The sequence below is a fragment of the Micromonospora sp. RTBAU3-60 genome, from assembly GCF_054963695.1.
On sequence record NZ_JBUEGB010000054.1, the window covers coordinates 1 to 14,279 of the forward strand.

Here is a 14,279-nt window from a genome sequence, read left to right on the forward strand (position 1 = left end):
AAGGACTCCTGCCCTGCGGAACCGGAGACCCGCACGTACAGGCCCTCCAACCGAAGACGCCCGCCGCCGCTGGAGACCTTCATCGCCTCGACATCAATCGAGGAAAACCGCCGCTCACGGCCCACCCACGTCACTGGAATCTTCCCCGAATCAGCCCACAGGCGAAGCGTCGCAGGGTGAACACCAAGCCGCTTCGCGGCCTTCGCAAGCCGAAGAAGTTCCACACGATCATCCTACGATCAATGAGGATCCCTAATCAAACTAGTCAGCCTGGTGAAGCTCGTCCACGACGCCATCCAGTTGAGCTGATTCGTCCCGTGCGGTGAACGCCTCCACAGTGGGGCGACTGGCGGGTCGCGACAGGAGTAGAAGCTGCTGGATGAATGTTTCGCCACTCGTCGGATGATCGGCTGCAAGGGGCACCGTAGCGTCGATGCAATTCACCTCGCGCGGGTCTGGTCACTGAACGTGACCGCCCGGGTGAGTGCTGCGGATGGGCGTGGCGGGCCGCCCTCGGGCGGTGGTGGATCGGCGTTCCGTGCTGTCTTTTCCAACCCCGAGAGGAGCAACGGTGCCTCTGCATTGGCGTCCATCCCGTGGTCGTCGCAACGCTGCGTTGTTGTTGTCCACGACCCTGGTCGCGTCGGTGACGTCGTTGGCCGGGGGACCGGCCTGGGCGGAGCCCGACGGGGCCGGTCCGAAGAATCCGATTTTCCTGACCGGCCCGAACGAGGGCGCGGCGAACGACATCGCCGTGTCCTATGTGCGCGCGCATCCGGACGACTACGGTGTCCGTGCCGCGGACGTGAGTGATCTGGCGGTGGCGTCGAGCTACACGAGTCGCCACAACGGGGTCACGCACGTGAACCTGGCGCAGCGGTACAAGGACCTGGAGGTGTTCGGGGCGACCGCGACGGTGAGCGTCGCCCGGGACGGCAGTGTCGTCTTCGTCGGTGACAGTCTGGTGTCCGGCCTGTCGGAGAAGGCCTCCGGCACCGCGTCCTTGGATGCGGTCGAGGCCGTGCAGGCCGCCGCCGACGCCCTGGATCTGGCCGAGCCGGCCAGCCCGAAGGTGATGAGCCGCAGCGCCGGCGCGGCGCAGCGGACGATGGTGTCCGGTGGTGGGATCTCGGATCAGCCGATCCCGGCGAAGCTGGGCTGGCAGCCCACCGACGACGGACTGCGGCTGGCCTGGCAGCTGGTGATCGACGACTCCTCCGACGTGCACCTGTGGAACGCCAGCATCGACGCCCAGACCGGTGAGCTGCTCAACGCCGACGACTGGACCCATCAGGACAGTCCTGCGGAGCTGGCCGCAACGCTCGGCCGCCGGGAGGCTCCCGCCACGAAGGTCGCCACCGCCATCATTCCCGCGACGAAGGTCAGCCCCCCGAATCCGGCCGATGACGGGTCCAGCTACCGCGTCTTCGAGTTCCCCAAGGGCGACCCGAACGACGGCCCGCAGACCCTGGTCACCAACCCGGCGGACGGGGACGCCTCGCCGTACGGCTGGCACGACACCGACGGCGCCCCGGGTGCCGAATACACCATCACCCGGGGCAACAACGCGCACGCCTACACCGACCGGGACGCCAACAACCAGATCGACCCCGGCAGCTCCGCCGAGGGCGGCGCCGGCCTCACCTTCAACTTCCCCGCCGACCTGAACGAGCACCCGCAGACCTACACGCAGGCCGCGGTGGTGAACCAGTTCTACTGGTGCAACATCGTCCACGACCTGAGCTACCGGTACGGGTTCGACGAGGCGTCCGGCAACTTCCAGGTCAACAACTACGGCCGGGGTGGCACCGGCGGCGACGACGTGCAGTGCGAGGCGCACGACGGCTCCGGCCAGAACAACGCCAACTTCTCCACGCCGGCGCTGGACGGTGGCCGCCCCCGGATGCAGATGTTCCTCTGGCCGGGCAACCAGTTCGGCCTGCCCAACACCGTGACCATCGACGGCGGCTCCGCCGCCGGCACCTACGAGGCGGAGTACGCGCGGTTCACTCCCGCGCCCACCAGCGCCGGCTTCGCCGGCGAGGTGGTGCTGGTCAACGACGGCGTCGGGGCGACCGGCGACGGCTGCACCGCCTACAGCCTGACCCAGGGCGCGATCGCCGTGGTCGACCGGACCAGCGGTTGCAACTTCTACACCCAGGTGGCCAACGCGGAGAAGGCCGGCGCCGCCGCAGTGGTGGTGGTCAACAACGTCGCGGGCGCCCCGGCGGTGATGAGCGGATCCATGAGCCCGGCGGTCGGCATTCCCGCGGTCATGGTGAGTCAGGCCGACGGCAACCGCATCAAGGCGGGGCTCCCGGCGTCCGGGCGGGTGCAGCGGAACCTGGCCCGGCCGGCGATGCGGGACGCCTCGTTCCGCTCGGAGACGATCTTCCACGAGTACGGCCACGGCGTCTCGAACCGGCTCACCGGCGGTCCGACGGTAAACTGCCTCACCGGCGAGGAGCAGATGGGCGAGGGTTGGAGTGACTTCCTCGCGATCACCGCGCTGCTCAACCCCGCCATCGACGACCCGGAGAAGGCCCGCGGGTACGGGCAGTACGCGCTGTTCCAGGACAGCCGGGTCGGTGGGGGTATTCGGCCGCGGCCGTACTCGCGGAACATGGAGATCCAGCCGTTCACCTACGACAGCATCAAGACCGGCGGCTGGCTGGACGGCACGTCGCTGGCCGCTCCGCACGGCATCGGTCACGGCTGGGCGGCCGTGCTGTGGGACATGACCTGGGACCTCGTTGACCGGCACGGGTTCAACCCGAACGTCTACGAGGGGTGGAACACCGGCGGTAACAACCTGGCTCTGCAGTTGGTGATCGACGGGTTGAAGATGCAGGGTTGTGGTCCGGGCTTCGTGACCGGCCGCAATGCGATCATCGCCGCGGACGCCGCCCTTACGGGTGGGGAGAACGCCTGTACTCTCTGGGCTTCCTTCGCCCGTCGTGGTCTGGGCTACAGCGCGGTGCAGGGCACCACCGGTCGCAACGACAACGCGGAGGCGTTCGACACCCACCCGTCCTGCCGGGGTGACTTCGTCGGCCGCTCGGCGCAGCCGGCGCTGAACACCGTCATCGCCGGTGACGCCGCGCCGATGAAGTTCCAGCTGTCGGCGAACCGGGGCCTGGACATCCTCGCCTCCGGGTCGCCGTACTCGCGGCTGGTCGACTGCGACACGCTCAAGACCGTCAACCCGGACGGGTCGGTCACCCCGCGGCCGACCCCGGTCGCCGCGCGCAACCCGGGCGGGTCGAGCATGTCGGTCAGCGCCAACGGTCAGTACAACTACCCGTGGAAGACCGACCCCGCCTGGGCCGGCACCTGCCGCGAGTTCGTCCTGACCCTCGACGACGGATTCCAGTACCGCGCCTACTTCAAGTTCACCAGCTGAACCCGTAACACGCCGGAGGGGGCGTCCCGGACCCGGGCGCTCCCTCCGGCCACGGGGTGACAGGTGCGGGCCAGCTCCCTACGGAGCTGGCCCGCATCGTCGCCGGACAGGTTCGACGGTCAGCCGACCGACTTGTTGTAACCGTCGATGGCGCCCTGGACGCTCGCGGCGGCATCCTTCATGGCCTGCTCCGCCGGCTTGCTACCGACGATCGCGGCCTCCAGGCCGTCCTCCGACGCCTTGCGCGCCTGCGGCATCACACCGAGCAGGCAGCCGGCCGACGCGACCGACGGGGGCAGCGCGTGCAGCTGATCCACGGCGGTACGGAACTGGGGGAACTTCGCCATCCAGTCCTTGTCGATCTGCTCGTCCAGCGCCTTGGGGTTGATCGGCACGTAGCCGGTGCCGGTGTGCCACTTGGCCTGCGCGGCCGGGCTGGACGCGAACTTCACGAACTCCCAGGCGGCCCGCTTCTGCTGCGCGCTGTGACCGACGCCGCCGATCCACAGCGAAGCCCCGCCGATGATCGGTCCCCCCGCCGACGAGCTGTCCAACTTCGGGTACGGGGCGGTGAGCACGGTGAACTTACCCTTCGCCGCGTCCACGTAACCGCGCAGCACGCTGGTCGACTCCAGGTGCATGGCGACCGTACCCGCCTTGAACGCGGCCTGCGCGTCGTCGGTCTTGCGCCCGGTGTTGGTCGCGTAGCCGCCCTTCACCAGGTCCGCCCACCACTGCGCGACGTGTACCGCGGACTCCTGGTCGAACTGCACCTTCGAGGCCAGGCCCGCCCGGCCGTTGCCGTGGTCGCAGTATTCCTTGCCGTCGGTGGCGAGCAGCTGCTCCAGCAGCCAGCCGTAGATCGCGGCGCCGAAGCCGTACTGGATGGTCTTGCCGCCGGCGTCCTTGACGGTCAGCTTCTTCGCCAGCTCGCCGATCTCGGTGAGGGTCCGCGGCGGCTTCGTCGGGTCGAGCCGGGCCCGCTCGAACGCCTCCTTGTTCAGATACAGCAGGGGAGTGGAGGAGTTGAACGGCATCGACCACAGCTTGCCGTCGATGGAGTAGTAGTTGGCGATGTTCGGCTCGATGTCGGCCGTGTTGAACGAGTCCTTCTCGGCGAACTTGTACATCGGCACGACCTGCTTCGAGTCGACCATGAAGCGGGTGCCGATGTCATAGATCTGCACCAGCGCCGGCGTGCTCTTCTGCTGGACCGACGCCTTGTACTTGGCGATCGTCTCGTCGTAGCTGCCCTGGAAGACCGCCTTGACCTCGACCTTGCCCCCGCTCTGGGCGTTGAAGTCGGCGACCAGTTGGTCGACCGCCTCGGCGTTCGCCCCCTTCATCGAGTGCCAGAACTCGATGGTGGTCTTGCCCGAGGCCTTCTCGAGCACCTCGGCGCCGGGTGCGTCGAGCGCGTCGCTGCCGGCGTCGGATCCCGAGCCGCCGCACGCGCCCATCGCCGCGACGGCGACCAGGGCGACGAATGCCGTCATGGTTCGGCGGAGCCGAAGTTTGGTCATGCGCTCTCCTTCTGTCGGTTCAACGCAGCGCGCCGGCGGTGAGCCCGCGGACGATGTAGCGCTGACCCAGGATCACGACGGCCAGCGTGGGGAGCAGGGACAGCGCCACGCCGGCGAGGATCAGACCTGGCTGGGCGGCCTCCGCGTCGTTGAGCTGCGAGATGCCGATCTGCAGCGTCTGGAACTCGGTGTCCCGGATCAGGATCAGCGGCCAGAAGTACTGGTTCCAGGCCGAGAGGAAGACGTACACGCCGACCGCCGCGATGGACGGCTTGGACAGCGGCACGAGGACCCGCCACAACAGCCGCCAGTGGCCGCAGCCGTCGATCACCGCGGCGTCCCGCAGTTCGCTGGGGAACTGCAGGAAGGCCTGGCGCAGCAGGAACGTGCCGAACGCCGAGGCGAGGAAGGGCAGGACCAGGCCGAGGTAGGTCAGCCCGCCGCGGGCCAGTCCCCAACCGGAGACCGTCAGGTAGTTGGGGATGATGATCGACTCCCACGGCACCATCAGGGTGGCGAGGAACAGGCCGAACGTGGCCGCCCTGGCCGGCAGGCGGAGGAACGCGAACGCGTACGCGGCGACGATGCTGGTGATCACCTGGGCCAGGGTGATGATCCCGGCCTGGATCGCGGAGTTGAGATAGAAGCGGCCGAGCGGCACCGACCGGAACACGTCGGTGAGGTTCTGCCAGTGCAGTTCGCTCGGCACCAGCGCGGGCGGGTAGGTCGCCAGGTCGCCGGGGCCCATCACGGCGCCGACGAAGCCGTAGTAGACGGGGAACAGGACCGGGATCGCGGCCACGCCGAGCACGACGTAGACGGCGACCTGGCCGAGGGAGGGTTTCCTCATCGGTAGTGGACCCGCCGTTCGAGGATGCCGAACTGCACGGCCGTGCAGGCCAGCATGATGACCAGGAGTACGACGGCCTGCGCGCTGGCCGCGCCGAAGTCCGCCGAGCCGAAGGCGAACGCCTTCTCGTAGATCGAGTAGACCAGGGTGGTGGTGGCCTGGTCCGGTCCGCCCTTGGTCAGGATGTGGATCTGTCCGAAGCTCTGCAGGGCGTGGATCGTGGAGACCACGACGAGGAAGAACAGTTGCGGGGAGAGCAGCGGCACGGTGATCCGGGACGCCAGCCGCCAGCCGGTCGCGCCGTCCAGCCGGGCGGCCTCGACGACCTCGGGTGGGATGGCCGCCACGCCGGCGGAGAGCACGAGGACGTTGTAGCCGAAGTTCATCCACACCGTCGCCGCGCAGACGGCGGGCAGCGCGATCGAGGGGTCGGTCAGCCAGTTGACCCGGTCGATACCGAACGCACCGAGCAGGCCGTTGGCCACGCCGATCGCCGGGTTGTAGATGACGGCGAAGACGACCGAGGCGGTCGCCACCGAGAACGCGAACGGCAACGCGAACGCGGTGCGCAGCACCCGTACACCACGGATGCGTGCCTCCAGCAGCAGCACCACGACCAGCGCGCCGGCGACGGCCGGCAGCACCGAGAAGAGGGTGAACAGCGCGGTGGTGGCCAGGACCCGGCCGAACTCCGCGGACACCATCTCCTGGTAGTGCGCCGCCCCGACGTACGCCGACGGGGCACCGAAGATGTCGTTGCCGTGTACGGACAGGTACAGGGTCCGCCCGAGCGGCCAGAACACGAACAGGGCGAAGACCACGACCGACGGCAGTAGCAGCAGCCAGCCGAGACCGGCCTCGCGGAGGCGAAGGCGCTGCCGCCGCCGTCCGCGGGAGTTACCGGGCTCGGTAGGGGCGCGCTCGGCCGGTGGTGCGGTGACGGTCGGCGGGGGAGGCACGGCAGCACATTATCAACGACATCGATCAGGAGAAATCCTTACGCCCGCGATTCGCGGCCGGAAATTTTCTCCAGTTCGTGCCGCACCGTCCGCAGGGGATGATCGTGCGCACGGGTGGCAGAGCCGCGGAGCCGTCACGGCTTGCGGGCGACTCCGGCCCAGTAGTAGGCGGCGTGCGGGTCGCTCGGCGCCCCGTCGTCGGGTTGCCAGGCCAGCACCGGGACGATCCCCGGTTCGATCAGCTCCCATCCGTCGAAGAAACGCGCGACCTCGTCCCGGCTGCGCGGGACGAGGGTCATGCCGCCGTGACTGGCGGAGGCGACCGCTGCGGCCATCGCCTCCGGGTCGAAGTCCCCAGTGGGGTGGGTGATGGCCACATAGCTGCCCGACGGCAGCATGTCCATCAGCACCCGCACCTTGCCCCACGGGTCGTCGGCGTCCTTGAGCAGCATGAGGATCGCGATCAGGGTCAGCGCGACCGGCTGGTCGAGATCGAGCGTGCCGGTCAGGGCCGGGTCCTGCAGGATCTTCTCCGGCTCGCGCAGGTCGGCGTGGATGTATTCACTGCGCCCCTCGTCGGTGCTGACCATCAGGGCGCGCGCGTGCACCAGCACGATCGGGTCGTTGTCGACGTAGACCACCCGGGTCTCCGGGGCGATCTGCTGGGCGATCTCGTGCAGGTTGGGCCTGGTCGGGATGCCGGTGCCGATGTCGAGGAACTGCCGCACGCCCGCCTGCCCGACGAGGTAGCGCGCCACCCGGTGCACGAAGCGACGGTTCTCGGCCGCCATGGACCGGATCGTGGGGATCGCGGCGACCAGGGCCTCCGCCACCGCGCGGTCGGCGGCGAAGTTGTCCTTGCCGCCGAGCCAGTAGTCGTAGATCCGCGCCGAGTGCGGCATCGAGGCGTCGATGCCGGCGGACGCCGGCTGGTGCTGATCTGCCACTGCCTCGTCACCGTGCCGCACGAGCAACCTCCCACTGAGGACGATTCGCGAGTTCGGCACAGCGTAGCGTGGCGTGGCTTGGGTGTGTCCTGGCAGCGGCTATTCGTAGGGTTCTGCGGGTGGTGTGATCTGCTGCCAGGTGTCCAGTTGGAAGTACGGGATGTCGGAGTCGTTGACCGGGTCCTTGGCGGTGTGGGGGATCCATCGGCCGGTGGCCCGCACCCAGGTGTCCGCCGGCAGGTGGGGCACCTCGCCGCGCAGCCCGATCTTGATGGGGATGCCGTCGGCGGCGCAGCAGGACAGCACGATCCGGGCGAGCATGGGTTGGCCGTCGGGGCCGGGGGCCAGGAAGCCGGTGAGCTGGATCTGGCGGTCGCGCAGCGTCCGGCCCTGGTCGTAGACCGCCCGGTAGCCGTAGTCGAGGAGGGTGAGCCGGGCCGGGTCGCCGGGTGGCAGGGGCGGGTATGCGACGTCCTGGTTGTCGGTGAGGGCGGAGCCGGCACGGGCGGCGGTGTCGGCGCCGAGGGCCGGTGGCACGACGAACAGGAGCGCGAGCGCCGGCAGCAGCAGCAACCAGCCGACCGCCGGCCCCGAGTGACCGTGCTCGTCGTCCTCGATTGCGGTGGGCCGGTGACGGTCGCGGATCTCGTGTGCCAGCCCCATCACGGCGGCGACGACCAGCAGAACACCCGCGGCGACGAGAAAGGGCCGCAGTCCCTGCTTGACGTAGCGGAGATACAGGTCGGTGACGCTGGCGCGCAGGATCGCGCCGCCGAGGAACACCATCACCACGGCCTGGGCGGCCCGGTTCACCAGATCACCGTCCCGACTGCGGCCGCGACGAGCACGGCGAGGGCGAAGGTGGCCGGTGCGAACCGGGCGGCGAACCGCCGGCCGAAGATGCCGGCCTGCATGGACACGAGTTTCAGGTCGACCATCGGGCCGACCACGAGGAAGGCCAGCCGGGCGGTCAGCGAGAACTGGGACAGCGACGCGGCGACGAACGCGTCCGCCTCGGAGCAGATCGACAGCAGCACGGCCAGCGCCGCCAGCGCCAGCACCGACAGCGCCGGCCGGGCGGCCAGGTCGTGCAGGAACTGCTGGGGCACGGCCACGTTGATGGTCGCCGCGGCCATCGCGCCGACCACGAGGAACCCGCCGGCGTGGACGATGTCGTGCCGGCAGGCGGTCCAGAACGCCTCCATCCGGGGCAGGCCGTCGAGGTGCGCCCGGTGCGGCAGCCGGATCCACTCGGCCCGGCCCAGCCGCAGCCACAGCCAGCCCATCAGCAGCGCCACGACCAGACTCGCGCCGCCGCGGGCGGCGACCATCTCCGGGTCATGCGGGAACGCCACCGCGGTGGCGGTCAGCACGATCGGGTTGATCGCCGGCGCGGCGAGCAGGAACGCCAGCGCCGCGGCAGGCGTGACACCACGCCGGATCAACGACCCCGCGATCGGCACCGAGCCGCACTCACAACCGGGCAGCACGACCCCGGCCACACCAGCGATCGGGACCGCCAACGCCGGATGCCGGGGCAGCGCCCGGGCCCAGAACGAGCGCGGCACGAACACCGCGATCACGGCCGACAACACCACCCCGAACACGAGAAACGGGACCGCCTGCACCAGCACCGACACGAACACCGTCAGCCAGGTCTGCAACCGCGGATCGGCCACCACCCCGCCGACCTGCCGGTGCAGGACACCGACGAGGATGAGCAGCACGCACAGCACCTCGAGCGAACCGATCGCCCGGTCGCGTCGGGGTGACGCGGGTGCGGTGACCGGCGCCGGTGACGCCGGCGGGGGTGGTGCGGACGGCGGCGCGACGAGGTCGGCGGGGTCGGTTGCGCTCAGTACGGCCACCCTCTTCGAGTCGACGACGGGATCGTAGAGTCACCACAGTGTGACGCAGAGTCCGCCATGGCGGTGCTCGATCCCGCCATGGTGGGCCTTCCCCGGTCGGTGCGCGTGTGGACGCACGTGCGGAACAGGTACGGCGCGGCCAGCCTGACGGTGACCAGGTGCCGGGATGAGCTGCCCGACGGGGATCCGCGGCCCGGCGCGCTCCGGCGGGGCCGAGCACGACGACCGATGCGCCGACGACCGAACGGCCGTCCTTTCCCGACGCGCCCGACGGGTACGGTGAGGCGGCCCGGAGGAGGCGGCGATGGTCATCGAGGAACCGTCACGGCGAAGGCGGAAGCGAAGGCTCCTACCGATCGTGGGGTTGATCGGCGTGCTCGTCGTCGGCTTCGGCCTCATCTACGGGTCGCACTGGCTGCTCAACCCCTGGGTGACGGTGCCCGGGCGGCCCGGCCTGACCGGCTACTGGCAGGGCGAGGTGACGGTGGCACCCGGCGACAACCGGCGCGTCGTGCTTCACCTGAAGGGCGACCCACCGAACCGCTGCCAGAACTGCCCCGACATCGACGGCGAGGCCAAGGTCTGCGGCGCCACCCAGCACACGACCTACGACGTGTGGGGCGATCCGCTGAACTTCCGCGGCACCCGCTTCTCGTTGAAGATCCGCCCGGTGCGGGAGGGGCCCGGCCGGTTTCTCAACCGACTCGACGGGGAGTGGGACGGCGACCTGATCAGGGCGGAAACCGAGATCACCGTCATCGATGCCGACGGTGTGGCCCGCTCGACCACCAGCAGTGACAGACCCCCGGACCCGCCGCTGCGAGTGGAGCTCCGGCGCGCCACGGCGGGCGACTACCGCGCCGCGTGCTGACCACACCGCCCAGGGCGAGGCGCTGTCCGGCGGCGGACGGCGCATCGACCCCGGCCGGCCCGAATGGGCGGGCGGGCGCCGGCTGATCAGCACCGCCGGAGAAGGCGAGCAGCGCTGAGGGCACGACAAGCCGTCGACCACCACGACGGCGCCCAAGCACCCGACCGGCCCTGAGCGCCGGTCGAGCGGGCGAGCCGACCGGCTCAGCCACCGGCGAAGCAGACCCGCGCCCGCGCCGCAGGCGGCGGAACGCCGCCGTCACGGCAAGGACGGGCACCGTTCCCGCCAGCGCGCCGACGAGCGCGGCCAGGCCGGGCTGGACGCCGCCCGGCAGGACCAGCAGGACGAGGGCCACCGAGCCACCCGTGACCACCCGACGGATCGCGGTGCCAGCCGCCGCCGCGAGCGGCACGATCGCCCACAGCAGATACCACGGGTGTACCACCGGGCCGGCGATGACGAGCACCGCGAGAGACATACCGAGGGCGGTGACCGGTCCGATCCGCTCGCTGCGCCGCCACAGCGACAGGCACAACCCCGCGGCGACGACGAGACCCACCAACCAGACAGCGTGCCTCGTCTGTTCCACGCCCACGCCCGTCAGGTGGTGCAGCACCGTGCCCACGGCCCAGCCCAGGTCGGTGGTGATGGACATCCAGGTACGCGCGTGGGTGGGCGTACCCAGGGCCTGCACCCAGCCGAAACTCATCCCGGCCAGCGCCGTGACCGACAGCGCCGTGACGCCGGCGACCGCGCCGGTCCGCGCCGCGGCCCGCAGCCGTGGCCGGCTGCCCGCCAGCTGCTGCGCCCAGATGGGCACCACGAAGGCGATCGCCAGCGCCGCCGGCGCCTTGACGAGCGTGGCGAGGGTGAGCAGCACGACCCCGACCGCCGGTCGACGCCGCAGGGCCATGACCAGGCCGACGCACATCAGGCCCAGCATCACCGCCTCGTTGTGGGCATCGCCGATCAGATGGAGGAGCACGAGGGGGTTGAGCACGCCCAGCCACATCGCCGCCGCCGGGCGCACCCCGCAGAAGCGGGCCAGTCGGGGCACCGACCACACCAACAGGGCCACCCCGAGCAGGGCCAGCAGCCGCATCCCGAGGATGCCCACCCACACCCCACCCCCGGTCACCTCGGTCACCCCACCGGCGAGGTTGAGGAAGACCGGACCGTACGGTGCCGGAGTGTGCTGCCAGATGGCGGGCACGTTCACCGTGAGGGGGCCACCCAACGCGGCCGGCCCGACCTGATAGGCGTCCAGTCCGGCCCGGGTCATCGCACCCTGGGCGAGATAGCTGTGGACGTCGCCGCTGAAGATCGGGATGGTGAGGGCGAAGGGGGCTGCCCACCATGCCGCCGTGGTCGCCAGGCTGCGGCAGGAAATGTCACCGGAGCGAACCTGCCGGCCCACCCGCCACCACGCGAGCAGCAGCAGCGTGAGCCCGACGTAGACCACGGCCACCGACAGTGCCGTCGACGCGCGCACCTGATGGACGATCGGCAGGTCAACGGCCACCTCGCCGACGGGCCGTACGCCCGCCAGCAAACCGCCCACCACCGTCACCAGCGAACCCGCCACCCCGAGCGTGCGGAGAGCGGCCAGGCGGTACCTCAGGGGCCGCGCGGACACCCGGCCGTCGCACTCTGTGGTGGCGCTATGCAACATCATCAGCAATCAGCAACCATTCGCCCGGGCAGCGATCGCCGTCGAAGGCGATCCGCGACTGCCATCCCCCCACGTGCAGCCCTCGCCGCGGTCACTCGCCGTCGTCAGCAGGAACGGCTGCACCCCGGACTGAATCTAATGCGATGCACACTCACGTTCACCGGGTTCCGGTGCAATTTGTGGCTCCCGGCCGTCGGGTGGGCGGCCCCTGAGGCAAAGGCGAAGCGAAGGTACGCCTTTGTCCGCTGTCTTCCCGTCCCGTCCGGTCCGACCGGTACTGATCGGTTCGGAAATCATCCGACTTCCCCGCCCAGGCATTCAGCCGGGGGTCACCGCTGACGGTTGTCGAGGAGTTCGTTGAGCTGCAGCGCGGTGGTGATCAGGGCAAGGTGGCTGAACGCCTGGGGGAAGTTGCCGATCTGTTCACCGGTGAGGGCAATCTCCTCCGCGTAGAGGCGAAGGTTGCTGCTGAAGGTGAACATCTTCTCGAAGGTGAGGCGGGCGTCGTCAAGCCGGCCGGCACCGGCGAGGGCGGCGACGTACCAGAAGGTGCACATGTTGAAGGTGCCCTCGTCGCCGGGGAGGCCGTCGGGCGCGGTGGCCGGGTCGTACCGGTGGACCAGGCTGTCGGAGACAAGGTCCTCCTCGATGGCCCGCAGGGTCGACTGCCACAGCGGATCGGTGGGGGTGACGAAGCCGACCGCCGGCATGATGAGCAGCGCCGCGTCGAGGACGGGCTCCCCGTAGCTCTGAATGAAGGAGCGGCGGCCCAAGTGATAGCCGCGCTCCATGATCTGGTTGTAGATGGCGTCGCGCTGTTGGGCCCAGTGGGTCACGTCCCCCGGCCGGCCGTGGCGGTTGGCCAGACGGATCGCCCGGTCGAAGGCGACCCAGGACATCAGGCGGCTGTAGGTGTAGTTGCGGGGGTGGTGGCGGCTCTCCCAGATGCCTGCGTCGGGCTGGTCCCAGTTGTGGCAGAGCCAGTCGACGAGCCGGACGGTGCTGCGCCAGACCTGGTGCGACGGCCGGATGCCCTGCTCGTCGGCGAGGTGCATCGCGTAGAGGGCCTCGCCGTGGATGTCGAGTTGCAACTGTTCGGCCGCGCCGTTGCCGATCCGGACCGGGCCGGAGCCACGGTAGCCCTCGAAGTGGTCGAGGATCTCCTCGTGCAGGTCGGATGAGCCGTCAACGCGGTACATGATCTTCAGGGGGGCGTCGTTGTCGCCAGCCTCGCGGACGCGCTCGTCGAGCCACTCCACGTACCGGCTGGCCTCGTTGGTGAAGCCGAGCCCCAGCAGGGCGTGCACCGAGAAGGACGTGTCCCGGATCCAGGTATAGCGGTAGTCCCAGTTGCGGGTGCCGCCGATCTGCTCGGGCAGGGCGGTGGTCGGGGCGGCGATCATCGCGCCGGTCGGCGCGTACGTCATGAGCTTGAGGGTCATCGCGGACCGCTCCACCATCTCCCGCCAACGCCCGCCGTACCGGGAGCGGTCGAGCCAGCGGCGCCAGTATTCGATGTTCTGCTCGAACATCGCCGCGACCTCCTCGGCCGGGACCACGCGCGGCGGCCGAACGGAGGCCGTCTCCAAGATGACGCCGCCGGTCTCGCCCTCCTGCAGGGTGACCCGGCCGACCAGGTCGTGGCTGTCGGTGGCGGCCTCCCGCTCGCGAAGCAGCCGCGGGACCGGACGGACCGGATTGAGCGTCAGGCTCAGCGACGGGCTGCGGAAGACGTAGCCCTCGGGGTGTACCTCCAGGTTGTGACGGTCCCGGCCGTAGTTGAACCGGGGCCGGCACTCCAGCCTGAAGTGCATGCTGCCCCGGATCATGCGGACCATGCGTACCAGGCGGTGCTGTTCGGTGGGCCGCTCACCGGCGACCGGCATGTAGTCGATGATCTCCGCGACCCCGTCCGCGCTGATGAAGCGGGTGATCAGGATCGGCGTGTCGGGCTGGTAGAGCTGTTTGGTGACGTACCGGACGCCGTCCGGGGCGATGCGGAAGTAGCCACCCTTCGTCCGGTCCAGCAGGGCGGCGAAGACGCTGGGTGAGTCGAAGCGCGGCGCGCAGAACCAGTCGATGGAGCCGTCACACGTCACCAGGGCGGCCGTCTGGAGGTCACCGATGAGGCCGTGGTCCTCGATGGCGGGGTACTTGTCCACGCCGCCCTCCCCACGTCGCCTGCC

General features: G+C 69.9%; 11 protein-coding genes. 2 read left to right on the forward strand and 9 right to left on the reverse strand.

Annotated elements, in window-relative coordinates; genetic code table 11:
- On the reverse strand, nt 1-224 hold a 224-nt coding region (locus tag ACY34I_RS31145; RefSeq protein ID WP_462758712.1), incomplete at its 3' end, for a helix-turn-helix domain-containing protein.
- Nucleotides 225-619: 395 nt separating this feature from the next.
- Here ACY34I_RS31145 and ACY34I_RS31150 point away from each other — a divergent pair.
- Complete coding sequence (locus ACY34I_RS31150) at nt 620-3,403, forward strand: M36 family metallopeptidase (RefSeq protein WP_462758714.1); 2,784 nt, start codon at nt 620-622, stop codon at nt 3,401-3,403.
- Between the two features lie 119 nt (nt 3,404-3,522).
- On the opposite strand, the gene ACY34I_RS31155 is transcribed toward ACY34I_RS31150, so the two are convergent.
- The 6 genes from ACY34I_RS31155 to ACY34I_RS31180 all read right to left on the reverse strand — a co-directional run bounded on the left by ACY34I_RS31155 (nt 3,523) and on the right by ACY34I_RS31180 (nt 9,433).
- On the reverse strand, nt 3,523-4,926 hold the full coding sequence (locus ACY34I_RS31155) for an ABC transporter substrate-binding protein (protein ID WP_462758716.1): 1,404 nt from the start codon (nt 4,924-4,926) through the stop codon (nt 3,523-3,525).
- A gap of 19 nt (nt 4,927-4,945) precedes the next feature.
- A complete protein-coding gene (locus ACY34I_RS31160; RefSeq protein ID WP_148804467.1) occupies nt 4,946-5,776 on the reverse strand; it encodes a carbohydrate ABC transporter permease in 831 nt (276 codons plus the stop codon).
- Nucleotides 5,773-6,735 carry a carbohydrate ABC transporter permease gene (locus tag ACY34I_RS31165; RefSeq protein ID WP_462758719.1) on the reverse strand — a complete coding sequence of 321 codons (963 nt, stop codon included), beginning with the start codon at nt 6,733-6,735 and terminating at the stop codon, nt 5,773-5,775. The genes ACY34I_RS31160 and ACY34I_RS31165 overlap by 4 nt, the downstream gene beginning before the upstream one ends.
- A gap of 134 nt (nt 6,736-6,869) precedes the next feature.
- On the reverse strand, nt 6,870-7,682 hold the full coding sequence (locus ACY34I_RS31170) for an SAM-dependent methyltransferase (protein ID WP_462758721.1): 813 nt from the start codon (nt 7,680-7,682) through the stop codon (nt 6,870-6,872).
- Between the two features lie 99 nt (nt 7,683-7,781).
- Nucleotides 7,782-8,495 carry a TIGR03943 family putative permease subunit gene (locus ACY34I_RS31175; RefSeq protein WP_462758723.1) on the reverse strand — a complete coding sequence of 238 codons (714 nt, stop codon included), beginning with the start codon at nt 8,493-8,495 and terminating at the stop codon, nt 7,782-7,784.
- Entirely contained in the window at nt 8,492-9,433 is a 942-nt protein-coding gene (locus tag ACY34I_RS31180) for a permease (protein WP_462758773.1), read from the reverse strand. The genes ACY34I_RS31175 and ACY34I_RS31180 overlap by 4 nt, the downstream gene beginning before the upstream one ends.
- Nucleotides 9,434-9,908: 475 nt before the next feature.
- On the opposite strand from ACY34I_RS31180, the gene ACY34I_RS31185 reads away from it, so the two are divergent.
- Nucleotides 9,909-10,421, forward strand: a complete 513-nt coding sequence (locus tag ACY34I_RS31185) for a hypothetical protein (RefSeq protein ID WP_462758725.1) — start codon at nt 9,909-9,911, stop codon at nt 10,419-10,421.
- On the opposite strand, the gene mptB is transcribed toward ACY34I_RS31185, so the two are convergent.
- Nucleotides 10,306-12,096, reverse strand: coding sequence for a polyprenol phosphomannose-dependent alpha 1,6 mannosyltransferase MptB (mptB, locus tag ACY34I_RS31190; RefSeq protein WP_462758727.1), 1,791 nt, complete (start codon nt 12,094-12,096; stop codon nt 10,306-10,308). The genes ACY34I_RS31185 and mptB overlap by 116 nt on opposite strands.
- Nucleotides 12,097-12,422: 326 nt before the next feature.
- On the reverse strand, nt 12,423-14,255 hold the full coding sequence (locus ACY34I_RS31195; RefSeq protein ID WP_462758729.1) for a glycoside hydrolase family 15 protein: 1,833 nt from the start codon (nt 14,253-14,255) through the stop codon (nt 12,423-12,425).
- Nucleotides 14,256-14,279 lie beyond the last annotated feature (24 nt).

Bases quoted from the DNA above. Each gene is read 5' to 3' on its own strand.
- mptB (WP_462758727.1), bottom strand. From the start codon at position 12,096: ATGATGTTGCATAGCGCCACCACAGAGTGCGACGGCCGGGTGTCCGCG.
- ACY34I_RS31160 (WP_148804467.1), bottom strand. From the start codon at position 5,776: ATGAGGAAACCCTCCCTCGGCCAGGTCGCCGTCTACGTCGTGCTCGGC.
- ACY34I_RS31155 (WP_462758716.1), bottom strand. From the start codon at position 4,926: ATGACCAAACTTCGGCTCCGCCGAACCATGACGGCATTCGTCGCCCTG.